This is a genomic window from Streptomyces sp. NPDC001852, from assembly GCF_042891825.1.
In the GTDB taxonomy this organism is placed as follows: Bacteria; Actinomycetota; Actinomycetes; order Streptomycetales; family Streptomycetaceae; genus Streptomyces.
Genome location: NZ_JBIATN010000005.1, coordinates 197,589 through 223,271 on the forward strand (window position 1 = coordinate 197,589; position 25,683 = coordinate 223,271).

Sequence of the window (25,683 nt, forward strand, 5' to 3'; positions counted from 1 at the left end):
GCGGTGTTGCTCCGAGTGGTGGGGCCGGGCGCCCATGGGGGTGGGGCCGTGTGCCGTCGGGCGTGTGCGGCTCGGTCTCGGCTGCTCGCGCCCACGCCGCGCAGCGGCATGCCACACACAGCCCCACGTCCCTTCGGGGCGCTGCACTCAGGACGCCTCGACCAGTGCGGCCAGGGCTGTGGCCAGGCGGTCCAGGCCCGGCCCCGCCGCCCCGCCCGGCTCCGCCATGTAGGTGTCCCGCCGGATCTCCACCATCAGGGCGCTGACCCGGGCGTCGGCGCCGTGGAACGCCAGGGGTACGTACGTCCCCGCGAACGGGCTGTCCAGGCCGGTCTCCCCGCAGTCCGCGAACGCCTTCCGAGCCGCTCGGACCAGCTCCGGCGGGGTGTGGAAGGCATCCGTGCCCAGGCACACCGGTGGACGCGGCCCGGTGCCGTGCAGCTCGTAGGGCAGGGGCTCGGTCGGATAGGAGTGCACGTCGATCACCACGGCCCGCCCGGTCGCGGCCAGCCGGTCGGCGACCGCCTCGGTCATGGCCCGCGCGTACGGCCGGAAGTACCGCGTCAGCAGCGGCTCGGGGTCGGTGTCCGCGGGCCGCAGCTCGCCCCGGTGCGTGGTCCGCGTGTACACGGCGCCCATGCCGACGGCCGCCATCTCCTCCCGCTCGTCGGGGAACCGTTCGGGATCCACGACCAGCCGTGACAGCCGGTTCACGAACCGCCAGGGCGTGACCGCGGCCAACTGGGCGGTGCGCTCGGCGAGTTCGGCGGTGTGCGCGTCCGTGATGTGGTCCAGCTCCCGCTCCAGCGCGGCGTCGTCCAGCACGATCCCCCGGCGCACGTCCTCGGGGACCGCCCGTGCCGAGTGGGGCACGTGCAGCAGCACGGGCGAGGCGGGGGCACCGGGGAGGAGTTCGTACGAGGGGGCGGGCGGGGTCACGGGCGGCTCCAGGGGCGTTGTCAGTGGCGGCGTGCAGGATCAAGGTGTCACACCGAATCCGAGCGAGGGGCGGGGCCGGAGCATGCCGATCACACATTCCCGGGTGGCGCAGCACGCCTTCCTGGACGGGCTGTACCGGGACGGGTACTTCCCGGACCACGTCGTGGACAAGGGCCGGGCGGTCCTGCTCGCCCTGTGCGCGCGGATCGAGGCTGAGCGGCCCGCCGACCTGGCCGCGCTGTACCGGCTGACGCAGGGCGCCACCGAGGAGTTCAACGCACTGGAGGCGGAGTTCGAGGCGGCCGGCAGCGAGATCGAGACGGTGGGCCCGCGAGGAGATGGGCGGCGACTTCTGGTTCGTCGCACGGGCCTACGGCTTCGAGGACGCGGACATGGAGGAGCTGATCGCCACCCGGGAGTGGTGACGGCCGGTCCGCCCTCCCGTACGGAGGCGGTGCCCGGACGTGCCTCCGCCCCGGCGGGGATACCGGCCGGGGCGGAGGTCACTCGGGTGAGCGGCTCGGATGCGGGCCTCAGCTGAGGGACGCCAGCGCCTCGTTCCAGGTGGCCGACGGGCGCATGACCGCGTCCGCCTTGGCCTTGTCGACCTGGTAGTAGCCGCCGATGTCGGCCGGCTTGCCCTGGACCGCGATCAGCTCGTCCACGATCTTCTGCTCGTTCGCGGCCAGCGTCTCCGCGAGCGGCGCGAAGGCCTTGGCCAGGTCGGCGTCGTCGGTCTGCCGGGCCAGCTCCTGCGCCCAGTACAGGGACAGGTAGAAGTGGCTGCCGCGGTTGTCGATGCCGCCGACGCGACGGGTCGGGGACTTGTCCTCGTTGAGGAAGGTCGCCGTGGCGCGGTCGAGGGTGTCGGCGAGGACCTTGGCGCGGGCGTTGCCGGTGGCCGTCGCGTACTGCTCGAAGGCGGGGACGAGCGCGAAGAACTCACCGAGGGAGTCCCAGCGCAGGTAGTTCTCCTTGACCAGCTGCTGGACGTGCTTCGGCGCGGAGCCGCCGGCGCCCGTCTCGAACAGGCCGCCGCCCGCCATCAGCGGGACGACCGACAGCATCTTGGCGCTGGTGCCCAGCTCCAGGATCGGGAAGAGGTCGGTCAGGTAGTCGCGCAGGACGTTGCCGGTCACCGAGATGGTGTTCTCGCCGCGGCGGATGCGCTCCACCGAGAGCTTGGTGGCCTCGACCGGGGACAGGATCCTGATGTCCAGGCCCTCGGTGTCGTGCTCCGGCAGGTACTGCTTCACCTTGGCGATCAGCTGCGCGTCGTGGGCACGGTGCTCGTCCAGCCAGAACACGGCCGGGTCGCCGGTGGCGCGGGCGCGGGTGACGGCCAGCTTGACCCAGTCGCGGATCGGGGCGTCCTTGGTCTGGCAGGCGCGGAAGATGTCGCCCTGGGCGACGGCCTGCTCCAGGACGACGTTGCCGGCGGCGTCGACGAGGCGGACCGTGCCGGCGGCCGGGATCTCGAAGGTCTTGTCGTGGGAGCCGTACTCCTCGGCCTTCTGCGCCATCAGGCCGACGTTCGGGACCGAGCCCATGGTCGAGGGGTCGAAGGCGCCGTTGGCCCGGCAGTCCTCGATCACGGCCTGGTACACGCCCGAGTAGGAGTGGTCGGGGAGGACGGCGAGGGTGTCGGCCTCCTGGCCGTCCGGGCCCCACATGTGGCCGGAGGTGCGGATCATCGCCGGCATGGAGGCGTCGACGATGACGTCGGACGGGACGTGCAGGTTGGTGATGCCCTTGTCGGAGTCGACCATGGCGAGGGCCGGGCCCTCGGCCAGCTCGGCGTCGAAGGACGCCTTGATCTCGGCGCCCTCGGGCAGGTTCTGCAGGCCGTTGAGGATGCCGCCGAGGCCGTCGTTCGGGGTGAGGCCGGCCGCCTTGAGGGTCTCGCCGTACTTCGCGAACGTCTTCGGGAAGAAGGCGCGCACCACGTGACCGAAGACGATCGGGTCGGAGACCTTCATCATCGTGGCCTTCAGGTGCACGGAGAACAGGACACCCTCCCGCTTGGCGCGGGCGACCTGCGCGGTGAGGAACGCCTCCAGCTCGGCGACGCGCATGACGGAGGCGTCGACCACCTCGTCGGCGATGACCTTCAGCGGCTCGCGCAGCTCGGTGACGGAGCCGTCCGCGCCGACCAGCTCGAAGCGGAGGGTGGTGTCCTCGGCGATGACCACGGACTTCTCGGTGGAGGCGAAGTCGTTCTCGCTCATCGTGGCCACATTGGTCTTGGAGTCGGAGCTCCAGGCACCCATGCGGTGCGGGTGGGTCTTGGCGTAGTTCTTCACCGAGGCCGGGGCGCGGCGGTCGGAGTTGCCCTCACGCAGGACCGGGTTGACGGCGGAGCCCTTGACCTTGTCGTAGCGGGCGCGGATCTCGCGCTCCTCGTCGGTCTTCGGGTCGTCCGGGTAGTCCGGCAGCGCGTAGCCCTTGGCCTGCAGTTCGGCGACGGCGGCGCGCAGCTGCGGGATGGACGCCGAGATGTTCGGCAGCTTGACGATGTTGGCCTCGGGAGTCTTGGCCAGCTCACCCAGCTCGGCCAGCGCGTCCGGGATGCGCTGGCCCTCGTTCAGGTACTCCGGGAAGTGGGCGATGATGCGTCCGGCCAGCGAGATGTCCCGGGTCGTCACGGGCACACCGGCCTGCGAGGCGTACGCCTGGATCACCGGCAGGAACGAATGCGTCGCCAGGGCCGGGGCCTCGTCTGTGTAGGTGTAGATGATGGTCGAGTCAGTCACCGGGTGCTCCGCTCCACGTCTGCAACATTGCTCGACATCAAGATATCTCGTGATCGAGGTCCGTTCGACAGGGGTCCCGGCCGGAAAAGGTGCCGCGTCCGTGCAACCGGACACGGCTCTTGATGGTCATGACAAGCGATCACCCGCCGACCACGGGTGGTCGCTCACCGACCCGGCGGCCGGACCCGACCAGCCGGCCGCCCGAGCGAAGGCGGATCATGAGATATCGCAGCAGAGTGACGGCCCCGGCGGCCGCCCTGATCGGCACGGCCACGGCGCTGAGCGTCGGCTCCCCGGCCCGCGCGGCCGGCACCGGAGCGCGCACGGGGGAGCCGGGTCCGGAGACCCTCGGCGACCCGGTCTTCCCGGCACTCGGCAACGACGGCTACGGCGTGTCGGCGTACCACCTCGACCTCTCCTACGACCCCACGACCAAGCTGGTGGAGGCCACCGCCACCCTGCGGGTCCGCACCACCCGGGCCCTGACCCGGCTCTCCCTGGACGCACTCGGCCTGGACATAGGCTCCGTGTCCGTCTGCGGCCGCACGGCCGGCTGGGAACAGGCGGACGAGAAGCTGCGGATCACCCCGGCCGAGCCGCTGCCGGCGGACGCGGCCGCCACCGTCCGCGTCACCTACACCGCCGACCCGCGCCGCACCCTTCCGCACACGGCCTGGGTGCCCACACCCGACGGCTTCGCGATCTGCCCGCAGCCGAACTCCGCGCACACCGTCTTCCCGTGCAACGACCACCCCTCGGACAAGGCCGACTTCAGCTTCCGCATCACGGTCCCGGACGGGCTGCGCGGGGTCGCGAACGGCCTGCTCACCGGCACCGAGAGCCTGGGCGACGGCCGCACGGCGTACTCGTACCGCTCCCTCGCGCCGATCGCCACGGAACTCGTCCAGATCACCGTCGGCGACTATGTGATCAAGGACCGGCAGGGCCCGTACGGCCTGCCCCTGCGCGACGTCGTCCCCGCGGCCCGCGCCGCCGCCCTGGAACCGGCCCTCGCGCTCACCCCCGGCCTGGTGACCTGGCTGGAGAGTCGCCTCGGCGCCTTCCCGTTCGAGACGTACGGTCTGCTGCCGTGCAACTCCGACGACCCGAACGCCTTCGACTTCACGGGCCTGGAGACCCAGACCCTGACCCTGTACAAGCCGAACTTCCTGCTCCAGGAGGAGAGGAAGATCGGCTCGCACATGATGCACGAGCTGGTCCACTCCTGGTTCGGCAACCTGGTCAGCCCCGCCACCTGGGCCGACCTGTGGCTGAACGAGGGACACGCCGACTTCTACGGGCTGCTCTACCGCTACGAGCGCGGCTGGACCGACTCCCTCGGGTTCACCACGATGGAGGCCCGGATGAAGGACACCTACACCCGCGGCGACCAGTGGCGCCACGACTCCGGCCCGGTGGCCGCCCCGAACGCCACGAACCTCTTCGACAGCCAGCGCTATCTGGGCGGCGTCCTCGTCCTGTACGCCTTCCGCCAACTGGTCGGCGAGGACGTCTTCCACGCCGTCGAACGCGCCTTCCTGGACCGCTTCCGGGGCTCCTCGGCGACGACGGCCGACTACATCGCCGTCGCCTCGGAGATCTCCGGCCAGGACCAGTCCGGCTTCCTGGGCGACTGGCTCAACGGCACCAGGACCCCGCGCATGCCGGGCCACCCCGACTGGACGGTGACCCCGGTCACCTCGTCGCTCATGACCCCGCACAGCAGGCGCGGCGGGCACTGGCACGAGAACTCCGCGACCTTCTGATCAGCGATGACGGGCGGGACCCGGGGTGGTCCCGCCCGTCATCTCCCGCTCGATCCAGCGCAAGATCACGTCCACCACGTAGACGTGTTCGGCACGGGTGAGCTCCCGCCCCCGGGGAATCCCGTGCCACCGCTCCAGACAGCCCCGGCAACAGGTGGCCGTCGCGTGCTGCGCGACGAAGACCGGATGGCCGCGGTACGGCGTCTGCTTGCCGTCCTTGTAAGGCTCGGCCGGCGCCAGCCGCTTGGCGACCAGGTCATAGGCATGCCACCGGATCGTCGCCGGGCCCTTCAGCTCGGCCGTCGCCCGGTCCCTGCCGCGCAGGTGGAACCGGGCCCGGAACGGCTGGCGGGCGAGGGTGTCGAGGCGCTGGTCCAGGGAACGGGGGTCGGGCGAGGCGGTCATGGTGTACCGAGCGTATGTCTCCGGGACGCGGCTCAGCCCAGCAGCAGGCGCTTCTGGTTCGCGAACTCCTCGTCCGTCAGGACGCCCTGGGCCTTCAGATCCGCCAGCTGTTTGAGCTGGTCGATCTTCTGGGTCATGTCGTCGGGGGCTGCGGCCGGCGGTGCGGCGGGAGCGGGCGGCGCCGCCTGTTGCGGCTGCGCGTACTGCTGCTCGTACTGTTGCTGTCGTTCGTAGTCCTGCTGGGCCCACCGGCCGGCCTGCCGCCGGGAGACGCGGTTGGACACGGCGGTGGCGGTACCGGCGACGACGGCGGTGCGTGCGACGCCGCGAAGCAGTCCGGGCATGTTCGGTCATCTCCCATGGTCGATGCGGCGGATGCGGAAGGGGACACACCGGTTCAGGCAGCCGCGGAGCCGCCGGGCGGCACCGTCTCCTCCGTGGCGTCCAGCGCCGCCAGCAGAGCCTGCACCGGAATACGGCCGCTCGCGACGAGCTGGGCCCCGCTGCGCCTGAGCGCGCCGGCGAGGGGAGCCGCCCACAGGTTCTCGTACACCAGCACCGCGGCCGAGTTGCCCGGCTCCAGCGCGTTGGCCGCCTCCTCCAGGTCAGTCTGGTCGAGCACGCGGGCCGAGGCTCCCTCGAAGACGGTCAGGTCGGTCTCACCGCCGACGTCCTGCAACTCCAGTCCGACGACCGAGCCGTCGGCCTCCTTCCGTACGAAGGCGAGGTCGATGATCCGGACGATCCCACGGTCGACGAGGTCGATCAGCAGCGGGAACGCCTCGCCCGTCATACGGTTGCCGGGGAACTCGATGACCAGGTAGTCGACGGGCCCCATCTCTTCGACACTGTCCATGACTTCTCCTCATGAGGCGCAGGGGAGTCGGTACCGCTCGCCCGCCCGTCGCCCCCCGTTGCCTTTCCAGTCCACCACGCGGCGCGTGGGCCCGCACACTCGGCTCCGGAGTGCCGCGGGGCGCCGGACCCACCACGCTGGTCCCAGTCGGAAAGGAGCGATGTGATGCCGACCGCCGGGGCGCCGTCAGCAGGCGGGGGCCACCTGTCGTGCGCGCAGAGCCTTCCGCAGGGACCCTGATGGCGGCGGCAGAGCGTGCTCGGAAGCTGACCGCCCGGGCGAAATCGGTGCACCGGCGGGCGGAGAGCCGGTTCCCCGTGGTCACCCATCTCGCGGACCGCATGGTGTCCGTGAACATCTTCGATTCCGGTACCCGCCTCGCGGCGCAGTGCTTCCTGACCGCGGTCCCCCTGCTGTTCGTCATTGCGGCATACGCTCCGCAGGCCGTGCGCCATCAGCTGATCACCTCCGTGACAGCGGTCTTCGGGCTGACCAGCAAGACGCGCGCCGAACTGGAGCAGGCGCTCCAGCCCAAGTCCGAAGCCCTGAATCAGACCACCGGCGTGGTGGGCGGACTGATGGTGCTGCTGTCGGCCACCGCGGTCAGCCGGGCGATGCAACGCCTGTGCAAGCGGGCCTGGGAGATCCCGCGCACCGGTACCCGGATCGCCCCCTGGCGGTGGATCGCATGGCTGGCCCTGTGGCTCGGTGTCCTGGTCCTCCAAGGCCCTTTGCGTGACGGCTTCGGAGCCGGTGCCTGGCTCGGCGTCGCCCTCACCTGGGCCAGCCAGGTGGGCCTGTGGTGGTGGACCCAGCATCTGCTGCTCGGCGGCCTCGTCGGCTGGAAGCCGCTGCTGCCGGGTGCCCTGATCACGGCGACCGTCCTCACCGCGTTGGCGGTGACCGCGCGTCTGTACATGCCGCGGGCCCTCGACCGCGCCCTCGCCGACTACGGTCCCCTGGGATCCGTGTTCGTGCTCCTGTCCTGGCTGATCGTGGTGTGCGTCGCCGCGGCCGTCGCCGTCAGCGCGGGCGCCGTACTGGCGCAGGAGCCCTTCCTGGCGGCCCGCCTCGGCAGCCCGCCGCCGCGGCGCGACCGTGCGGCGCGGGACTCGTGAAGCCCCGCTCGCCGAGGGGCGCGGTGTCGCCCGTCCGGTCCACCCGGCGCGCGCAACGGCGAGGGGGCTGACGCAATGGGGGTGTCCAGGCAAACCATCACGCCGGAGGCCCCGTGACCGAGCCGCCCGCCCCGCAGCCACCGGACCTGGCCCCGCACGGACCGGGCGACAGGCATGGGCGGCACAGCACCACACACCACCGGGATCGTGGTTCGGACCGGCCGGGCGGGGGCTTGGAGTGGGCGAGTGGGGAGGTTCGGCTGAGCGGGAGTTCGGACCGGGTGGGTGAGGGCTCAGAGCCGGCGGACGGAGAGGGCGACCGGCCGGGCAGGGGCTCGGATCGGGCGGGCGGCGCGGTGGATCGGCCGGGTGGGGGCTCGAACCGGGCGGGTCCGAGCTTGGCCCGGTCGGGGACGGGCTTGGCCCGGTCGGGTCCGGACTCGGACCTGTCGGGGCCGGGCCTGGGCCGGCGGCTGGGCGGGAAGGCGGACCGGCCGGACGGGGGCTCGGACCGTTCGGCCGGCGGTTCGGACCGGCCGGGCAGGGAGGTGGAGGGGCCGGGGCAGGGTCCGCAGCGGTCGGAGGGGGAGCCGTACCAGGCCGATCCGGTGCCGCCTCCGTCGGGCCGTGGAGGCTCGGCCGGCGGTGGCGGTGAAGGGCCGCCGACCGGCCGTTCCCGGGGTTCGGCAGGGGGCCGCTTCGCGCGCAACGCAGCCTCGGCCGTGCTCATCGTGCTGACCTGCATCCTCGTTCCGGTCGCGCTGCTCGCGACCTGGGTGCACGACATCGCGCTCGACACCGACCGCTATGTGTCCACGGTCGCGCCGCTGGCCACCGACCCGGCCGTCCAGGACGCGGCGGTCCACCGGATCACCGAGGCCGTCGGAACACACGTCGACGGCAAACGGGTCGCCGGGGACATCGCCTCCTGGCTGCAGTCCCAGGGACTGCCGCCGCTTGCCGCGGACGCGGTCAGCCGGCTCGGACCGCAGATCGACTCCGCCGTGGACTCGGCCGTGACCAGGATCGCCACCCGCGTCGTCCACAGCGACGCCTTCGCGACGGTGTGGCGCGACGCCAACCGCGCCGCCCACAACGCCGTCGTACACGCCCTGACCGGCGAGGGACGCGGATCGGTCGGGGTCAGCGACGGCACCGTCACCCTGGACGTGGGCACCGCCGTCGACCGGGTGAAGAAGGAGCTCGTCGACGCCGGGCTGAAACCCGCCGAGAAGATCCCGCAGGTGAACAAGCAACTGGTGCTGTTCCACTCCGACCAGCTCGCCCAGCTCCGCAAGGGCGCCCACCTGCTCGACGTCGTCGGGAACTGGTTCCCGGTACTCGTCGTCCTCCTCGGTGCCGCCGGGGTCTTCCTGGCCCACCACCGGCGCCGGGCCCTGGCGCGCACCGCGCTGGGCGCCGCCTTCGCCTGCCTGGTGGTGGCCATCGGCCTGGTCGTGGCGCGCCGCTACTACCTCGACCACCTGCCGCCCCAGGTGCAGTCGAAGGCCGCGGCGGCAGCCGTCTTCGACACCCTGCTGCACTTTCTGCGGGTCAGCCTGCGGACGGCCATCGTGCTGGGCGTGGTCATCGCCCTGGGCGCCTATCTCATCGGTCCGGGACGGCTGCCCGTGGCCCTGCGCGGCTACTCCGACCACACGGCCGACTCCGCGGCGCGCTGGGCGGCCGGTCATCACATCGGCGCCGGCCGCGTCGGCGCGTACGCGCTGGCCTACCGTCGGGCCGTCACGCTCCTCGCCCTGCTGGTCATCGCGCTTGTCTTCGCACTCTGGAACCATCCGACGGTGCTCACCGTCCTGTTGCTGGTCCTCGTCCTGCTCGGCGTCCTGGCGCTGCTCGCGCTGCTGGCGGCCGCGGGCAGGGTGCAGCTCGAGGCGGCACGCGGCAAGCCGCCTCCGGCGGGGGAGGCACGCTGACGGCGACGCGTGCCGGAGCCGGCCGGCGACCGCGGCCCCCTCGGGGACGTTCGGGGGCGGTGCGGGGACGCGTGCACGGGCCGACCGGCCCCGTGCGGATCTGCGTGCGGGCCGGAAGACTGGGATCCTGATCGAGTGGAGCCCGCTCCGCACACCCGACGACAGGGCGGTGACCCTGTGACCACTCGACAGAAGCAGACGAGGCGATCGGCCGCCACGCACGTCGATCCCCTGGGAGAACCGTTCCTGCAGACCCGGTTCGCCCTGCCGGCCGCGCCGGCCACGTTCCTGCGGCGCCCGCGGCTCGCCGAACGCCTCGACCAGGCCTTCGAGACTCCCCTGACACTGGTCAACGGCTCGGCCGGCGCGGGCAAGACCCTGCTGGTCGCGGACTGGGCCGCCCGGCTCTCTCCACCGGTCGCCTGGTTCACCAACGAGGCGGGGAACCAGGGCTGCGGAGTCTTCTGGGCCTATGCGCTCCAGGCCCTGCGGGCCGCCGGGGTACCGCTCCCGGCCGACCTCGGCTGCCCCGGCGAGGCGCATCGCGTCGACCACAGGCTGCTGGCCCGCCTCGCCGACGAACTGAGCGCACGGCAGCGGCCCGTCGTCCTCGTGCTGGACGAGTTCGACCGGGTGACCTCCGCACGGATCGCGCAGCAGCTGGAGTTCGTCCTGCACCACGCCGGGCAGGGGCTCCGCCTGGTCCTCGTCACCCGCACCGAGCCGCTGCTGCCGCTGCACCGCTACCGGGCCGCCGGGACCATGACCGAGATACGGGACGCCGAGCTGGCCTTCACCGTCGACGAGGCCGCCGCGCTCCTGGACCTGCACGGGCTGCGCCTTCCCGCGGAGGCCACCCGCGCCCTGGTCGAGCGCACCAGGGGCTGGGCCGCCGGGCTGCGCCTGTGCGCCCTGGCCGCCCGGCAGAGCCCGGACCCCGAGACGTACTTGAAGGATTTCGAGGCGGGCCGGAGCCAGATCGCCGACTTCCTGCTGGCAGAGGTGCTGAAACGGCAGCCGGTCCGCACACAGGACCTCCTGCTGCGCGTCAGCGTCCTGGAACGGTTCACCCCGGCACTGGTGGCGGAGCTGACCGGGCGCGGCGGCGCCGAACAGGCCCTCGCCGCACTGCACGGCCAGAACGCGTTCGTGGAGGACCTGGGGCACTCGTGGTACCGCCTGCACCCGCTGTTCGGGGAGATCCTCCGGGTCCATCTCAGGGTCCGCTCGCCCGGGCTCGAGACCGAACTCCACCGGCGCGCCGCACAGTGGCTGCGCGGCTCCGGCGCCCTGCCCGAGGCACTGGCGCACGGCGCCGCCGCGGGCGACTGGAACTTCACCGCCCAGGCCCTCGTCGACGACCTGGCGATCGGCCAGCTCTTCACCGGCCTGCGCGCGAGCGACCTCGCCGAGCTGTTCTCCCGTATGGGGCCCGAGGCGACGACCGCGGCGGCGGACCTCGTGCGCGCCGCGCGCGACCTGTCCGCGTACGACGTGGCACGCGGCCTGGCCCATCTGCGCCGGGCCGAGGAGAGCCTGGCCGCGCAGCCGGACGCCGCGGGCCGGCTGAGCTGTGCGCTGCTGCGGTCCCTGGCGGCCCGGCTGACCGGATCGCCCGGCATGGCCGAGCAGGCCGTGGCAACGGCCGGGGAACTGCGGGGCGAGGTGCCCGCCCAACTGCTGGACAGACACCCCGAGTTCACCGCCCTGCTGCTGACCCACCTGGGCTCGGCCCGGCTGTGGGCCGGGCGCTTCGACGACGCGCGCGCCGCCCTGTCCGAGGCGGCCGGATGCCCCAGCGGCGTCGCCACGGCGCTGCCGCGCGAGGACTCCCTCGGACAGCTCGCGCTGATCGACTACCTCAACGGCTGGCTGTGCCGGGCGGAGCGCAGGGCACAGGCGGCCCGCCGGGAAGTGGAGAAGTACGGCCTCGGCCGCCCCCGGTCCTGCGGCTCGGGCCTCGCGCAGCTGGTGCTGGCGGCTGTCGCCGCCGACCGCGGCGAACTGGACGAGGCACAGGCCCTCTTGGACGAGGCGGCGGACTCGGGAGTCCCGGGCGACCCGGTGACGGCCGCCGGCCGGTGCCTCGCGACGGCGCGGCTGCTGCTGTCGCGGGGGGAGCCACGGGCCGCCGCGGCGGCCGCCGACCTGGACGTACCGGCCCTGGCGACCTCCCCCTGGGCACAGGCGCAGACGGCGCTGATCGCCTCCGCGGCCCATCTGGCCGAGGGCCGCCCGGACAGCGCCCTGAAGGTGCTCGACGACGTCTCCTGCGACAGTGAGGCCGCGTGCGCGGCGGAGCTGGCCTGGGCCCGGTTCGCCGCCGGCGACCACGAAGCGGCGGTCGACCTGCTCGACCGCGTGCGGACGCAGGGCCGCACCGGGCCGAGGGCGACCGTCCGGTCCGCGCTGGTGCGTGCCGGTGCCGCTCAGGAGTCCGACGTCGCCACCGCGCGCAAACTGCTCGCCCGTGCCCTGCTGGAGGCCCGGCGGGAGAGGCTGCGGAGCCCGTTCCTCGAAGCCGGACCGCGGATCCGGCACCTGCTCGACACACCGCCGCTGCAGGGCCTGGCCGCGGGCTGGCTCACCCAGGGCGACCCGGCCTCGCCCGGCGGTCCGGCGGCGGTCGAGGAGCCCTCGTCCCCGGTCGTCGAGGAGCTGAGCGGACGCGAACGCGAGGTCGTGGGCAGACTGGCCGACCTGATGTCCACGGAGGAGATCGCCGCCGACCTGTACGTCTCGGTCAACACGGTGAAGACCCACCTCAAGAGCGCCTACCGGAAACTCGGCGTGAACGGGCGCGCCGAGGCGGTGCGCCGGGCCCGCGACCACGGGCTGATCTGACCGGGGGCCTGAAGGGGGCCGGGCGGCTCGCCCGTGACGGGTGAGGCGCGCAGCGGCATCTCCCGCTCCCCTGAGGGGGCGGGAGCACTCGGCGAGGTGGTGGACACCGTGGCACACTGGCGCACCCTGATGGTGCTGGGGACGGCCCAGTTCCTGATGGTCCTGGACACGTCCGTCATGAACGTCTCCATCAGTCAACTGGTCGAGGACTTCCACACCGAGGTCACCGCCATCCAGGCCGTGATCACCCTGTACGCCCTGGTCATGGCCGCCTTCATGATCATCGGAGGCAGGCTCGGCGACATCCACGGCCGTCGCCGGCTGTTCCTGCTCGGCCTGATCGTCTACGGCATCGGTTCCGCGCTGACCGCCCTGGCGCCCACCCTGTGGGTGCTCGCGCTGGGCTGGTCGGTGATCGAGGGACTCGGCGCCGCGATGGTGCTGCCCGCGATGGCGGCCCTGGTCGCCGAGGCCTACCGCGGCAGGGACCGGGCCGTCGCCTACGGCGTGATCGGCGGACTGGCGGGGGCCGGCATCGCGGTCGGCCCGCTGCTGGGCGGATGGGTGACGACGTATCTGACCTGGCGGCTGGTCTTCGCGGGCGAGGTCGTGGTCGTCCTCGTCGTGCTGCTGTGCCACCGGGTGATCAAGGAGGCCGAGCGGACCGGACCGCCGCCCCGGCTGGACGTGGTCGGCGCAGTGCTCTCGGCGGGCGGACTGGGGCTGGGCGTGCTCGGTGTGCTGCAGAGCAGCACCTGGGGCTGGGTGCACCCGCGCAACGCGCCCTTCACCGTGCTGGGCTTCGCGCCCACCCTGTTCGTCGTCGCCGCCGGGGTGGCCGTGCTGGCCCTGTTCGTGCGCTGGGACCGCAGGCGGGAGGCCGCGGGCGCCGACCCCCTGATGCACCTGTCCCTGCTCGGCCGGCCGCCCCTGCGCTCCGGTCTGCTCACCCTGCTGAGCCAGAACCTGATCCTGCTCGGACTGTTCTTCACCATCCCGCTGTACCTGCAGGTGGTGCAGGGATTCGACGCCTTCCAGACGGGGCTGCGGCTGCTCCCGGTGTCCGTCACGATGCTCGTCACCTCCCTCGGCGCCGCCCGGCTCGGCCGCACACTGGGGCCGCGCCGGGTCGTCCGGCTGGGCCTGCTGACGCTGGCCGTGGCCATCGTCTGGCTGCTCGCCACCATCGAACCGAAGATCGACAACGCGCAGTTCGCCGGTGCGATGGCGGTGCTCGGCATCGGCATGGGGCTGCTCGCCTCCCAGCTGGGCAACGTCGTCCAGTCGAGCGCGGGCGAGGCGGAGCGCAGCGAGGTCGGCGGCCTGCAGTTCACGGCGCAGAACCTGGGTTCGGCGCTGGGTACCGCGCTCATCGGGTCGATGCTCATCGGGGCGCTGACGCACGCGTTCACCGCCGGGGTGGAGAGCCACCCCCAGCTGTCGGCCCAGACCAAGCAGCAGACCGGCGTCGCCCTGGCGGCCGGGATCAGCTTCGTGCCCACGGACCAGGTGCGCACGGCCGCCCAGCGCGCCGGACTGCCACCGGCCGAGGTCGACGCCCTCACCGCCTCGTACGCCTCGGCACAGCTCGACGGTCTGAAGGCGGCGATCCTCGCCACCGGCGGGATCACCCTCGCCGGCCTCCTCGTCACCCCGCACCTGCCGACCGCATCGGCCCGACGTGCGCCGGCCTCGCAGGGCGGCGCACCGGCCGCCGGGGTCGCGAGCGCCCTGGAGTGAGTGGGCATGAAGGCGAAGGCGATGTCCTCGACCGGCCGCGCCTCGGCCCGGGAACGCCGTACCGAGCGCCGTGCCCACGCCGACTACACGGGTGCCGTGTACGGGTCGATGCTCGCCGCGTCGGTGGTGATCGGCGCCGGCGCGCTGGGGAAGTTCCCCCGCGTGGAACTGGTCGTCCTGCTGCTGCTCACCGGACTCGTCTTCTGGGTGGGCCACGTCCACGCCCAGTTGTTCGGGGCCCGTCTCGCGCAGCGGGCCCTGGACCGGCCGACGGTCCTGCGGGTGTGCCGCGAGGAATGGCCGATCGTCAAGGCGGCCGTCCCGCCCGCGGTCGCCGTCGCCGTCAGCCCGCTGCTCGGCCTGGACGTCGACGGAGCGGTCTGGCTCGCGGTCGCCGTCGCCGTGGCCGGCCAGGTGGGCTGGTCCGCGGCCGGCGCACGACAGGCGGGAGCACCCTGGCGCCTCGTGGCGGGCACGGCCGCGGTCAATCTGCTGCTCGGCCTGGCGATCACCACGTTCAAGATCGCTCTGTCGCACTGAAGCCGGGGCCCCGGATCACCTGTGCCGGGTGAGGCCCGGTGCGGCCGGGCGGAGCAGGATCGCAGGCAAGACCGCAGCAGGCCCGCGGCGGGAGAACGGCCCATGCGCTACGAGATCCGCGTCGATGGACACATGTCGGAGACCCTCACCAAGGCCTTCCCCGAGCTGGATCACGTGATGATGTCCGGTCAGACGGTGCTGTTCGGTCCCATCATCGACGAGGCGCAGCTCTACGGGCTGCTGAACCGCTGCCAGTCGCTGGGACTCCGGATCGTGGAGATGCGGCAGCTGCCGGAATGACCGCCGCTCACAGGCCGCCCGCGCAGCCGTCGCTCACAGGCCGGCCGCCACGATCCGGCCCGAGCGGACCGCCGCGCCCAGCGCCTCGAAGTCCCGCTCGGTGCGGTCCGCGTAGGCCTGCGCGAACCCGGTCAGCGCGCGCTCGAAGCCGTCTCCGCCCCCGAGGTAGGCGGCGATGGCGACGGGATCGCCGGAGCGCGCATGGGCCCGCGCCAGGGCGGCCCCGCACACCTGGCCGGACAGGTTCAGCAGCGCCGGGTCCCAGCTCTCCGGCCGGAAGCTGCCCTTCCAGTCCCACAACTGCCGTACGTAGAAGTCCCGGTCGCGCCCGTCGAGGCCCACGGCGCGCGTCCAGCCCAGGAAGATGTCACTGGCCGCCTGGAGGAGCCGCTGCCCGGCCACCACCCTGTGGCCCTGGTTGTCGTAACCCTCGCCGCCCGTGTACGCCGCGAGCACCGACTCCTGTGCCTCCTTGGCCTGCAGCAGCAGCGGATCGTCGTCGTCCCGGCCGAGCAGCAGCAGGATCCAGCACCGGGTGCCGACACTGCCGACCCCCACCACCTTCCGCGCCATGTCCACCAGCCGGTAGTGCCGCAGCAGGTGCCGACGGTCCGAGGGCAGGCTGCGCGCGTACGACTCCAGCAGTGCCTGGAGCTGCCTGTCCTCCGCGTCGGCGGAGGTCTCGCCCCGCAGCTCCCGCAGGGGGGTGAGCAGCGGCGGGTCCGCGGCGATCCGGCGGCCCTCGGGCGTGAGCCGGGTGAGCTTGGCGACGGCCCGCAGATGCGTCCGGGAACGGGCACGGGTGGCCGCCTCGGCCGTACGGCGCCTGCTCTCCTCGTCCATCGAGGCGGCCAGCAGCCCGTGCATCAGGTCGGCGTCGTCCCGGGCGTACCAGATGTCCAGCGTGCGCATGCCGGCGAACTCCCGCATCCGTTCCCGGTAGGCCCGCACGCACGTGCGCACCGCGTCGTCCTGCTCCCGCTCCGTGAAGCCGTTGCCGCGCCCCGCGACGGCGAGACTGGCCGCCAGCCGCTTGACGTCCCATTCGAACGGGCCCGGGAACGTCTCGTCGAAGTCGTTGATGTCGAAGACCAGATGCCGTTCCGGCGAGGCCAGCAGCCCGAAGTTCAGCAGATGGGCGTCCCCGCACAACCGGACCTGGAGCCCGGTCGCGGGCAGCGGGGCCAGGTCCGCGGCCATGACCGCCGCCGCGCCACGGTAGAAACGGAAGGGCGATTCGAGCATGCGGCCGTAGCGGATCGGCACCAACTCCGGTACCCGCGTGGCCGACTGCCGCTCCAGCACGTCGACCACGTCCGGCCGGTCCCGCGCGGCCTCGAACACGCCGTGGACCGAGCGCGGCGCGCGCCTGCGCGCCCTCCTGCCCAGGGCCGCCCGGTCGGCCGGCGACGAAGCGACGGTGACGGCACTCGGTGTGGTCATGATCCACCCTCCTGGGCCGGCGGCCGTGGGCCCGTGCGCTCCACCCCACCGCCCGGTCCGGGCGGAGGGATCACCCGCAGCGGGTGATCCGGGACACCGGCCGCCCCCGGAAAGCTGTCCCCTCCAGGGCCGCGGGCCGCCCCCTCCGGCAGCCCGAGCGAGGCCTGTGCCGAGCGCGCGAGGAGGAGCCATGACGGAACCGCGTGGGCAGCGACCGCGGGCCGGGCTGTCGTATCCGACCGGCGAGGCGGGCACGGGCGGCCCCGCACAGGCCATGACGGCGCTCGCCCGTTCCTGGACCTGGATCCTGGCGTCGGCGGTGGTGACGCTCGCGGCGGGCGTGCTGATCCTCGTCTGGCCGGACGAGACGCTGCACGTCCTCGCCGTCGTCCTCGGCCTCTACCTGCTGCTCGACGGCGCGATCCGGTTCGTGACGGCGTTCGCGCGGGAGAACCACGGAGACCGGCTGCCCGGCCTGCTGGTCGCCGTGCTGTACGTCCTGGCCGGCGTGCTCTGCCTGCGCCATCCGCTGCAGACCGTCACCGCGCTGGCGCTGGTCGTCGGACTCGTGTGGCTGGTGTCCGGCGCCCTCACTCTCTACACGGCGATCGCAGCCAAGGACCTGCCGCACCGAGGCTTCGTCCTGGGTGCCGCGCTGCTCGGCATCGTGGCCGGGATCGTGGTGCTGGCGCTGCCCGCCGAGTCGGCGCGGGCGCTGACCCGGCTGCTCGGTCTGTGGCTCGTGCTGCTGGGCCTGGCGGAGCTGGCGGCCGCTTTCGCGTGGCGTACCGCGCTGCGCAGGAGCGGGGAGCTGCCGGGTGCACCCGGCCCCATGGACTGACCGGGCGCACGATCACCCGCCTCGGGTGAGGACGTGCCGTTCCGGCCGTGTGCAGGGTGAGAACGGCAGAGAAGGGCGCGGTGGCCCATGCGAGCCGGTGCCCTGGATGGAGGAAAGACATGATCGCGCAGACCTACCTCGCGTACGACTATCCGGTGCTGGGTGTCTTCTGGTCCATGCTGGTGTTCTTCCTGTGGATCATGTGGTTCGTCCTGCTGTTCCGGGTCATCGTCGATGTCTTCCGCGACGACGGCATGAACGGCTGGGCCAAGGCCGCCTGGACACTCTTCGTGATCGTGGTGCCCTTCCTGGGCGTCCTGGTCTACCTGATCGCCCGCGGCAAGGGCATGGGGGAGCGGGAGGTGGCGCAGGCGCGGGCGCAACAGGAGGCCTTCGACTCCTATGTCCGGCAGACCGCGCAGGGCACGACCCCCACCAGCAGCGCCGACGAGCTCGCCAAGCTCTCCGCCATGCGCTCCCGCGGTGAGATCACCGACGACGAGTTCCGCAGGGCCAAGGAGCTGGTCCTCAGCGGCGCCGGCCCGGCCCGGCCCTCCGACACCTTCCACGCCCCCTCCGGGCGCTGAGGCGCGCCCACGAGAACGAATCGAGGCCCTCGTATGACCACGACCCCCTCCGCTCGCGCCCACACCCGCAGCACCAGGCAGGCCTGGGCGGGCGGCCTGACGGCCTTCGCGGGCGTCATGCTGCTGCTCGCCGGGCTGCTCGGCGTGTTCCGGGGCATCATGGGGATCGCCCAGGACAACGTCTTCGTGACGACGCCCAACTACGTCTTCAAGGCCGACCTCACCACCTGGGGCTGGATCCATCTCGTGCTGGGCGCGATCGCTGTGATCGTCAGCTTCGGGCTGTTCACGCCGTCGCTGTGGGCACGCGTCGCCGGCGTGGCGATCGCCGGACTGGTGATCATCGCCAACTTCCTGTCCCTGCCGTACTACCCGGTGTGGTCCGTCGTGATGATCGCCCTGTCCGGATTCATCATCTGGGCCCTGTGCGTGGTCCAGGGGAAGGAGCCCGCCGAGATCCCGTAGCGGGGGCCGGCAGGGCAGCGCCTGTGCCTCGCTCGTGGTCGGTGAGCGCGGCAGGCGCTGCCCGCTGTCCGGGCCGCCCGGGCTGCGCGGCTCCGTCGGCAAGAACCCGCCTCCGCCGTTCGGAGCTGGTGCCGGGTGCTCCGACGGGCGACGTTCGTCCCGTCGCGACGGGCGAACGTCGCCTTCCGGTGAACTAGTCGCCCCGGGGCGACCCCGCCGCCAGGTCGTCGCCGCTCCGCTGCTGCGGGATCACCACCGCACCCTGCTGCAGCGACACCGTCCGGGCGGGGGCGGGGATGGAGATGCCCTCCGCGCGGTAGCGGCGGTGCAGGCGCTTGATGAACTCGTGCTTGATGCGGTACTGGTCGCTGAACTCGCCGACGCCGAGGACCACCGTGAAGCCGATGCGGGAGTCGCCGAAGGTGTGGAAGCGGATCGCGGGCTCGTGCTCCGGTACGGCGCCCTCGACCTCGCGCATGGTCTCGGCGACCACCTCCGCCGTGACCCGCTCCACGTGCTCCAGGTCGGAGTCGTAGCCGACGCCGACCTGCACCAGCACCGTCAACCGCTGCTCCGGATGCGTGTAGTTGGTCATGTTGGCCTTGGCGAGCTGGCCGTTGGGGATGACCACCAGGTTGTTGGAGAGCTGGCGGACCGTCGTCTGACGCCAGTTGATGTCGACGACGTACCCCTCCTCGCCGCTGCCCAGCCGGATGTAGTCGCCCGGCTGGACCGTCTTGGAGGCCAGGATGTGGATGCCCGCGAAGAGGTTGGCGAGGGTGTCCTGCAGGGCGAGGGCGACCGCCAGACCGCCGACGCCCAGGGCGGTCAGCAGGGGCGCGATGGAGATGCCGAGGGTCTGCAGGACCACGAGGAAGCCGATGGCCAGGACCAGGATCCGGGTGATGTTCACGAAGATGGTCGCCGAACCCGCCACGCCCGAGCGGGACTGGGTGACCGTGCGGACCAGACCGGCGATCACCCGTGCCGCGGACAGGGTCACCACGAAGATCAGCCACACCTCGAGGATCTGGTCGGTGTGGTGCTGGACCGTCCGGGTCAGCGGCAGCACCGCCGCGGCCGCCGCCGCACCGCCCGCGATCGCCGCCCACGGCACGACCGAGCGCAGGGCGTCCACGATGACGTCGTCTCCGCTCCAGCGGGTCCGCTTGGCGTGCTTGGCGAGCCAGCGCAGCAGGGTGCGGGACATGAAGGCGAGCAACAGGCCCGCCGCCACCGCGATTCCGGCGAGGACGAGGTCGTCCAGGGTCAGCGCGCGGTTCACCGGTCACCTCCGGGGTGCGCGCCTGCCGGGGTGTTGTGGAGTCTCGTCACGTTGTCACCTGCTCGATGTGCCGGATGTGCGATCGCGCCGGCCGGAGGAACCCCGTCGGCCGGCGCGATCGTTCATCCTGCCGTATCCGGAACACCAGTTCGCACCCGGACCGGCGCTTCTCGGGCGGTGACGCACGTGCGTTGGCTCAGATGATGCCCTCCGCGAGTTCCGCCTGGTCGCGGTCGCTGCCGTACGCGGCGGCGGTCGGGGTGCCGTACGAACGGCGGGCGACGTACCACCAGATGGTCGCGAGGACCAGGACGACGGCGAGCGCCACCGCCGCGTAGTTCATCGAGTCGACCGTGACCGGTGAGGCCTGCGGCAGGCAGAACAGCACGGTCACCAGGGCCACCCAGACCACCGCGATCCAGCCGATCGGCCTGCTCCAGCGGCCCAGTTGCCACGGACCGGGCCGGAAACGGTCGCCCGCGCGCAGCCGCAGCAGCACCGGGATGGCGTAGGCGGGGGTGATGCCGATGACGTTGATGGCGGTGACCGCGTTGTACGCCGTCGCCGAGTACAGCGAGGGCAGGGCGAGCACACCGGCCACGACGACGGACAGCCACACGGCGGCGACGGGTGTCTGGGTGCGGCCGCTGACCTTGCGCCACAGGTGCGAGCCGGGCAGCGCGCCGTCGCGGCTGAACGCGAACACCATCCGGCTGGCCGCGGCGACCTCGGCGTTGCCGCAGAACAGCTGGGCGACGATCACCACCAGCAGCAGGGCCCTCGCGCCGCCGGTGCCCAGGCCGTCGAGCAGGATCTGCGCGGGCGGCACACCCGTGGCGGTGTTGCGCGTGGCGTCGTAGTTCTGGATGGCGAAGGTCAGCCCGGCGAGCAGGACGAAGCCGGCGATCCAGGACGCCCAGATGGACCGCACGATGCCGCGCGCCGCGGACACCGAGGCCTGCGAGGTCTCCTCGGACAGGTGGGCGGAGGCGTCGTAGCCGGAGAAGGTGTACTGCGCGAGCAGCAGGCCGATCGCCGCCACGTAGAGCGGGTTGTGCCAGCCGGTGTCGTTCACGAACTCGGTGAACACGAAGGACGCCGACTGGTGGTGGTCGGGGACGATCGCCAGCGCGCCGACGATGAGCGCGACGCCCGCCAGGTGCCACCACACGCTGACCGAGTTGAGCAGGCTGACCAGGCGCACGCCGAACAGGTTCAGCACCGCGTGCAGCAGCAGGATGGCGCAGAAGATCAGCATGGTCTTCCCGGGCGTGGGCGTGAAACCCCACTGCAGGTTCGCGAACGCGCCGGTGAACAGGGCGGCGCCATAGTCGATACCGGCGATCGCGCCGAGCAGACCGAGCAGATTCAACCAGCCGGTGTACCAGCCCCAGCGCCGGCCGCCGAGCCGGTCGGCCATGTAGTACAGGGCGCCCGAGGTCGGGTAGGCGCTGGTGACCTCGGCGAGCGCGAGGCCGACACACAGCACGAACAGGCCGACGCCCGCCCAGCCCCACAGCATCACCGCCGGGCCGCCGGTGTTCAGGCCGAAGCCGTACAGGGTCATGCAGCCGGACAGGATCGAGATCACCGAGAAGCTGATCGCGAAGTTGCCGAAGCCGCCCATGCGGCGGGCCAGCACCGGCCGGTAGCCGAGTTCGCGCAGCCGCTTCTCCTCGTCGTGCTGGGGCAGGCCCGCGGAGGGCGCGGGCTCGGGGGTGGGGGACATGCGGGGACCTCCGGGTCACGAGGATCGGGGGGACAGGGGCCGTTCAGGTGCGGGAGCCGTCCGCGGCCGCCCGGCAGCGGTCCCGGGCCTGGGTGAAGACCTCCACGGCACGGTCGCGTTCGGGCGTGCGGTACATCCAGGGCGGGGGCGTGAAGTACGGCCCGATGGCGTCGAACACCCTGGCCGCGTCGGGGAACTGGAGCGACCCCCACAGGGCGTGGGCCAGGTGGTTGAGGTCCGGCAGCGAGCGCTCGGCGCCCCGGGTGTGCTCGAACCAGGAGTGCAGGGCACGGCCTGCCTCGCGGGCCGCGTCCTCCGCCACCCAGTGCAGGTCGAGCGCTGCGTCGTGCCCGCTCTCGCGCCGGTAGCGCTCGACGCGGACGTACAGCGGCAGCAGGTGCAGCGCCGAGCCGGGCGGCGCCTGCCGGGCGGCCCACTGGGCGTAGCCCGCGGCCTCCGCGAGCCGGCCCGAGCCGCCGCGCGCGTACAGGAACTGGAGCATCCGGTGGTGGGCCTCGCGGTTGTACGGGTCCCTCTTGTGGGCCTCGGCCAGCAGCCCCCACGGCCCCGGCGGCAGCATCGGCTCGGGCGCGGGCACCCGGTGCTCCTCCCAGCGCTGCTCGGGATCCAGCTGGGCCAGCGCCAGCAGGCACACCCAGGGCACCGGGTCCTGCGGCGCGATCCCGGTGGCGGACTGGGCGGCGTCCCACGCCTCGATCCACAACTCGTGGGTACGGCGGTGCCGTTCGCGCCTGCCCCGCAGGGCCCGCTCCACCCCGACCCGCGCCTGCATCACCACGGCGTGGACGCTGCCCGGCTCCTCGGCGAGCCAGGCGCGCACCACGTCGGTGCCGGCGGCGGCCGCCCCGAGGACCTGGGTGCGCTGGGTCCACGGCCGGCCGGGCGGCGTGTCCGCGAGCAGCTCGCGCATGGCCATCCAACGGCCGGTGCGCAGGTCCTGGAGCGCGGCGCGCAGGGCGTGGTCGGGGCCGGCGGGATCGTAGGAGGGACGGGGTCCTTCTCGGGCCATCAGCCGTCTGCCCCGGGCCACTGGCGCGCGGGCGAACGGGCGGGGTGGCGTGGCAACAGTTCTCCTGTTGGGCGGCGATCGAGGTGTGGCGCGCTGGTCGGCGGTCACTATAGAGGCGCATGTTCCGCCTTGCCATTGTTGCCAACTCAACCATTCCTTCAGGCCAGTTGAGGGGCCCGCCGGCCCGGTTTCCTTGACGCCGGGTGCACCACGGCGGCAGGCTGGTTCGGTGATCTTCGGTGCGGAGTGGGGTAGGGCGCGGTGACGGCTCCGGTGCTCGCCGTCGACCAGGGCACGTCCGGGACCAAGGCCCTCGTGGTCTGTCCGGAACGTGGCGTCCTGGGCTCCGGGTTCGCCGGGGTCCGCCCCCGGTACCTGCCCGGCGGCCTGGTCGAGGTGGACCCGGCCGAGCTGTACGACTCCGTGGTGCACGCCGGCCGGCAGGCACTCGCCGAGGCCGGCGAGGACGTCGCGGCGCTGGGCCTGGCCAACCAGGGCGAGACCGTCCTCGCCTGGGACCCCGCCGACGGCCGCCCGCTCACCGACGCCCTGGTGTGGCAGGACCGGCGCGCCGAGACCGTGTGCACCGAACTCGCCGGGCACGCCGAGGAGTTGCGCCACCTGACGGGGCTGCCCCTCGACCCGTACTTCGCCGCCCCCAAGATGGCCTGGATCCGCCGCCACCTCACCCGCGAGGGCGTCGTCACCACCTCCGACGCCTGGCTGGTGCACCGCCTCACCGGCGCCTTCGCCACCGACGCCGCCACCGCCGGCCGTACCCAGCTCCTCGACCTGGACCGCGCGCAGTGGTCGCCGAGAGCGCTGGAGATGTACGGCCTGGCCGACGAACGTCTCCCGCAGCCGGCCGACAACGCCCAGCACATCGGCACCACCACGGCATTCGGCCGCGAGATCCCGCTCACCGGACTGATCGTCGACCAGCAGGCCGCCCTCCTCGCCCAGCGCGTCACCGCGCCCGGCGCCGCCAAGTGCACCTACGGCACCGGCGCGTTCCTGCTCGCGCACACCGGCGACCGGCCCCGGCGGGGCGCCTCCGGCCTGGTCAGCTGCGTGGCCTGGCGGCTCGCCGGATCCACCGCCTACTGCCTGGACGGCCAGGTCTACACCGCGGCCTCCGCCGTCCGCTGGCTGATCGACCTCGGTGTCCTCTCCTCCGCCGCCGACCTCGACCCCGTCGGCGGCGCCGTCCCCGACAGCGGCGGCGTCACCTTCGTCCCCGCCCTCGCCGGGCTCGCCGCCCCCTGGTGGCGCGGCGACCTGCGCGGCTCGCTCACCGGACTCGGCCTCGACACCGGCCCCGGCCACGTGGTGCGCGCCCTGTGCGAGGGCATCGCCGCCCAGGTCGCCGAACTCGCCGACGCGGCCGCCGCCGACCTCGGCACCCCCCTCGACACGCTCCGCGTCGACGGCGGCCTGACCCGCTCGGCCCTGCTCATGCAGACCCAGGCCGACCTGCTGCAACGCCCCGTCGAGGTCTCGGCGCTGCCCGACGCGACCGCGCTCGGCGCGGCCGCCCTCGCCCGCCTCGGCGCGGACCGTACCCTGGGCGTCGAACAGGCCCTGCCCGACTGGAAGCCCGCCGCCGTGTACGAACCCCGCGTCAGCGCCGACCAGGCCGCCGAACGCCGTGCCGGCTTCCGCGTCGCCGTCGAGGCACTGCTCGAGACGTGACCGTCACCGCGGAAGGCCCGCTGCCCGCCCGGACGTACGACGTCGCGATCGTCGGCGCCGGGGTGGTCGGCTGCGCCGTCGCCCGCGAACTGGCCCGCCACCCCGGCCTCGGCGTCGCCCTCGTCGAGGCCCAGGACGACGTCGGGCAGGGCACCTCCAAGGCCAACACGGCGATCCTGCACACCGGTTTCGACGCGGTCCCCGAAACCCTGGAGGCCCGGCTGGTCCGGGAGGGCCACGACCGGCTCGGCGCCTACGCGGCCGAGTCCGGCATCCCCGTCGAACGGATCGGCGCCCTGCTGGTCGCCTGGGACGAGGAGCAGCTCGCCACGCTGCCCCGGCTGGCGGAGAAGGCCGGGCGCAACGGCTGCCACGACACGCGCCTGCTGGGCCCCGGCGAGCTGTACGCCCGCGAGCCCCACCTCGGCCCCGGAGCGCTCGGCGCCCTGCACGTGCCCGGCGAGAGCATCATCTGCCCCTGGACGACGACCCTGGCGTACGCCACCCAGGCGGTCCGCGCCGGAGTGGACCTGCACCTGAACACGGCCGTACAGCAGGCGAGTCACACACCGGACGGCCACCGCCTGACCACCTCCCGCGGCACGCTGCAGGCCCGGCACCTGGTCAACGCGGCCGGACTCCACGCCGACACCGTCGACCGGCTGCTCGGCCACGAGGACTTCACCGTCACCCCGCGCCGCGGCCAGCTCCTCGTGTACGACAAGTTCGCCCGCCCGCTCGTGAGGCACATCCTGCTGCCCGTCCCGACCGCGCTCGGCAAGGGCGTCCTGGTCGCGCCGACCGTTCACGGCAACGTGCTGCTCGGTCCCACCGCCGAGGACCTGGACGACAGAGGGGCCACCGGCTCCACCGCCGACGGCCTGGCCGGCCTCAGGGCCAAGGGCCGCCGCATCCTGCCCGCCCTCCTGGACGAGGAGGTCACCGCCGTCTACGCCGGGCTGCGCGCGGCCACCGGACAGGAGGACTATCGCATCGCCGCCCACCCCGAGCACGCGTACGTCACCGTCGGCGGCATCCGCTCCACCGGCCTGACCGCGTCCCTGGCCATCGCCGCCCATGTGACGGGCCTGCTCGCCGAGACCGGCCTCGGCCTCGGTCCGGTGCGCGATCTCGACCCGGTGACCATGCCCAACCTCGGCGAGGCCTTCCCGCGCCCCTGTCAGCGGCCCGAACTCATCGCCGCGGACCCCGCGTACGGCACGCTCGTGTGCCACTGCGAGCGCGTCTCCCGGGGCGAGATCCGGGACGCCCTCGCGGGGACGGTCCCGCCCCGCACGCTGGAGGGCCTGCGCCGCCGTACCCGGGCCCGGGCGGGCCGGTGCCAGGGGTTCTACTGCGGGGCGGCGGTGCGGGAGCTGTTCGAGAGGGGCCGGGCATGACGGGACCGCATTC

Annotated in this window: 21 protein-coding genes and 1 pseudogene; 13 read left to right on the plus strand and 9 right to left on the minus strand. The window is 73.0% G+C overall.

What is annotated here, in order from left to right; genetic code table 11:
- Positions 1–147: 147 nt before the first annotated feature.
- Positions 148–939 (minus strand): N-formylglutamate amidohydrolase, encoded by a 792-nt coding sequence (locus ACFYZB_RS11175; protein WP_388756971.1) that lies wholly within the window; start codon positions 937–939, stop codon positions 148–150.
- An 82-nt stretch (positions 940–1,021) separates the two neighbouring features.
- On the opposite strand from ACFYZB_RS11175, the pseudogene ACFYZB_RS11180 reads away from it, so the two are divergent.
- Positions 1,022–1,364, plus strand: a pseudogene (locus tag ACFYZB_RS11180) (DUF5713 family protein).
- Positions 1,365–1,472: 108 nt separating this feature from the next.
- Here ACFYZB_RS11180 and ACFYZB_RS11185 read toward each other — a convergent pair.
- On the minus strand, positions 1,473–3,692 hold the full coding sequence (locus ACFYZB_RS11185; protein WP_388756973.1) for an NADP-dependent isocitrate dehydrogenase: 2,220 nt from the start codon (positions 3,690–3,692) through the stop codon (positions 1,473–1,475).
- A 218-nt stretch (positions 3,693–3,910) separates the two neighbouring features.
- On the opposite strand from ACFYZB_RS11185, the gene ACFYZB_RS11190 reads away from it, so the two are divergent.
- Positions 3,911–5,458 (plus strand): M1 family metallopeptidase, encoded by a 1,548-nt coding sequence (locus ACFYZB_RS11190; RefSeq protein WP_388756976.1) that lies wholly within the window; start codon positions 3,911–3,913, stop codon positions 5,456–5,458.
- On the opposite strand, the gene ACFYZB_RS11195 is transcribed toward ACFYZB_RS11190, so the two are convergent.
- Genes ACFYZB_RS11195 through ACFYZB_RS11205 form a run of 3 tightly spaced genes read right to left on the minus strand, consistent with a single transcriptional unit; the run spans position 5,459 to position 6,719 of the window.
- On the minus strand, positions 5,459–5,863 hold the full coding sequence (locus ACFYZB_RS11195) for a DUF4186 domain-containing protein (protein ID WP_351208387.1): 405 nt from the start codon (positions 5,861–5,863) through the stop codon (positions 5,459–5,461). It abuts the gene before it with no gap.
- Between the two features lie 32 nt (positions 5,864–5,895).
- On the minus strand, positions 5,896–6,207 hold the full coding sequence (locus ACFYZB_RS11200) for an SHOCT domain-containing protein (RefSeq protein ID WP_388756979.1): 312 nt from the start codon (positions 6,205–6,207) through the stop codon (positions 5,896–5,898).
- Between the two features lie 53 nt (positions 6,208–6,260).
- Entirely contained in the window at positions 6,261–6,719 is a 459-nt protein-coding gene (locus ACFYZB_RS11205; RefSeq protein ID WP_388756981.1) for a DUF6325 family protein, read from the minus strand.
- A 239-nt stretch (positions 6,720–6,958) separates the two neighbouring features.
- On the opposite strand from ACFYZB_RS11205, the gene ACFYZB_RS11210 reads away from it, so the two are divergent.
- The 6 genes from ACFYZB_RS11210 (at position 6,959) to ACFYZB_RS11235 (ending at position 15,198) form a co-directional block, all read left to right on the plus strand.
- A complete protein-coding gene (locus tag ACFYZB_RS11210) occupies positions 6,959–7,837 on the plus strand; it encodes a YhjD/YihY/BrkB family envelope integrity protein (protein ID WP_388756983.1) in 879 nt (292 codons plus the stop codon).
- A gap of 722 nt (positions 7,838–8,559) precedes the next feature.
- A complete protein-coding gene (locus ACFYZB_RS11215; protein ID WP_388756986.1) occupies positions 8,560–9,774 on the plus strand; it encodes a hypothetical protein in 1,215 nt (404 codons plus the stop codon).
- Positions 9,775–9,951: 177 nt separating this feature from the next.
- Positions 9,952–12,618, plus strand: a complete 2,667-nt coding sequence (locus ACFYZB_RS11220) for a LuxR C-terminal-related transcriptional regulator (protein ID WP_388756988.1) — start codon at positions 9,952–9,954, stop codon at positions 12,616–12,618.
- A 57-nt stretch (positions 12,619–12,675) separates the two neighbouring features.
- Positions 12,676–14,358: an MFS transporter gene (locus tag ACFYZB_RS11225; RefSeq protein ID WP_388757434.1), complete on the plus strand. Its 1,683-nt coding sequence runs from the start codon at positions 12,676–12,678 to the stop codon at positions 14,356–14,358.
- Positions 14,359–14,364: 6 nt separating this feature from the next.
- A complete protein-coding gene (locus ACFYZB_RS11230; RefSeq protein WP_388756990.1) occupies positions 14,365–14,898 on the plus strand; it encodes a hypothetical protein in 534 nt (177 codons plus the stop codon).
- A 102-nt stretch (positions 14,899–15,000) separates the two neighbouring features.
- The gene (locus ACFYZB_RS11235; protein WP_351208394.1) at positions 15,001–15,198 is read left to right on the plus strand and encodes a hypothetical protein; all 198 of its coding nucleotides are present in this window, start codon (positions 15,001–15,003) and stop codon (positions 15,196–15,198) included.
- Between the two features lie 33 nt (positions 15,199–15,231).
- On the opposite strand, the gene ACFYZB_RS11240 is transcribed toward ACFYZB_RS11235, so the two are convergent.
- Positions 15,232–16,641 (minus strand): DUF2252 domain-containing protein, encoded by a 1,410-nt coding sequence (locus ACFYZB_RS11240; RefSeq protein ID WP_388756993.1) that lies wholly within the window; start codon positions 16,639–16,641, stop codon positions 15,232–15,234.
- Positions 16,642–16,831: 190 nt separating this feature from the next.
- Here ACFYZB_RS11240 and ACFYZB_RS11245 point away from each other — a divergent pair, with 190 nt between their 5' ends.
- The 3 genes from ACFYZB_RS11245 to ACFYZB_RS11255 all read left to right on the plus strand — a co-directional run bounded on the left by ACFYZB_RS11245 (position 16,832) and on the right by ACFYZB_RS11255 (position 18,534).
- On the plus strand, positions 16,832–17,482 hold the full coding sequence (locus tag ACFYZB_RS11245) for an HdeD family acid-resistance protein (RefSeq protein ID WP_388756996.1): 651 nt from the start codon (positions 16,832–16,834) through the stop codon (positions 17,480–17,482).
- A 119-nt stretch (positions 17,483–17,601) separates the two neighbouring features.
- Complete coding sequence (locus ACFYZB_RS11250; RefSeq protein WP_388756998.1) at positions 17,602–18,069, plus strand: SHOCT domain-containing protein; 468 nt, start codon at positions 17,602–17,604, stop codon at positions 18,067–18,069.
- Positions 18,070–18,102: 33 nt separating this feature from the next.
- Positions 18,103–18,534 carry a hypothetical protein gene (locus ACFYZB_RS11255; RefSeq protein ID WP_351208397.1) on the plus strand — a complete coding sequence of 144 codons (432 nt, stop codon included), beginning with the start codon at positions 18,103–18,105 and terminating at the stop codon, positions 18,532–18,534.
- 193 nt (positions 18,535–18,727) lie between these two features.
- Here the strand turns inward: ACFYZB_RS11255 and ACFYZB_RS11260 are convergent, their stop codons facing one another.
- The 3 genes from ACFYZB_RS11260 to ACFYZB_RS11270 all read right to left on the minus strand — a co-directional run bounded on the left by ACFYZB_RS11260 (position 18,728) and on the right by ACFYZB_RS11270 (position 22,578).
- Positions 18,728–19,819, minus strand: coding sequence for a mechanosensitive ion channel family protein (locus tag ACFYZB_RS11260; RefSeq protein WP_388757000.1), 1,092 nt, complete (start codon positions 19,817–19,819; stop codon positions 18,728–18,730).
- A 196-nt stretch (positions 19,820–20,015) separates the two neighbouring features.
- Positions 20,016–21,548, minus strand: coding sequence for an amino acid permease (locus ACFYZB_RS11265; RefSeq protein ID WP_388757003.1), 1,533 nt, complete (start codon positions 21,546–21,548; stop codon positions 20,016–20,018).
- 43 nt (positions 21,549–21,591) lie between these two features.
- Positions 21,592–22,578, minus strand: a complete 987-nt coding sequence (locus ACFYZB_RS11270) for a hypothetical protein (RefSeq protein WP_388757005.1) — start codon at positions 22,576–22,578, stop codon at positions 21,592–21,594.
- A 261-nt stretch (positions 22,579–22,839) separates the two neighbouring features.
- Here ACFYZB_RS11270 and ACFYZB_RS11275 point away from each other — a divergent pair, with 261 nt between their 5' ends.
- The gene (locus ACFYZB_RS11275) at positions 22,840–24,270 is read left to right on the plus strand and encodes an FGGY family carbohydrate kinase (RefSeq protein WP_388757007.1); all 1,431 of its coding nucleotides are present in this window, start codon (positions 22,840–22,842) and stop codon (positions 24,268–24,270) included.
- A complete protein-coding gene (locus ACFYZB_RS11280) occupies positions 24,267–25,670 on the plus strand; it encodes an FAD-dependent oxidoreductase (RefSeq protein WP_388757008.1) in 1,404 nt (467 codons plus the stop codon). Before ACFYZB_RS11275 ends, ACFYZB_RS11280 begins: the two co-directional genes overlap by 4 nt.
- The last annotated feature ends 13 nt before the right edge of the window (positions 25,671–25,683 follow it).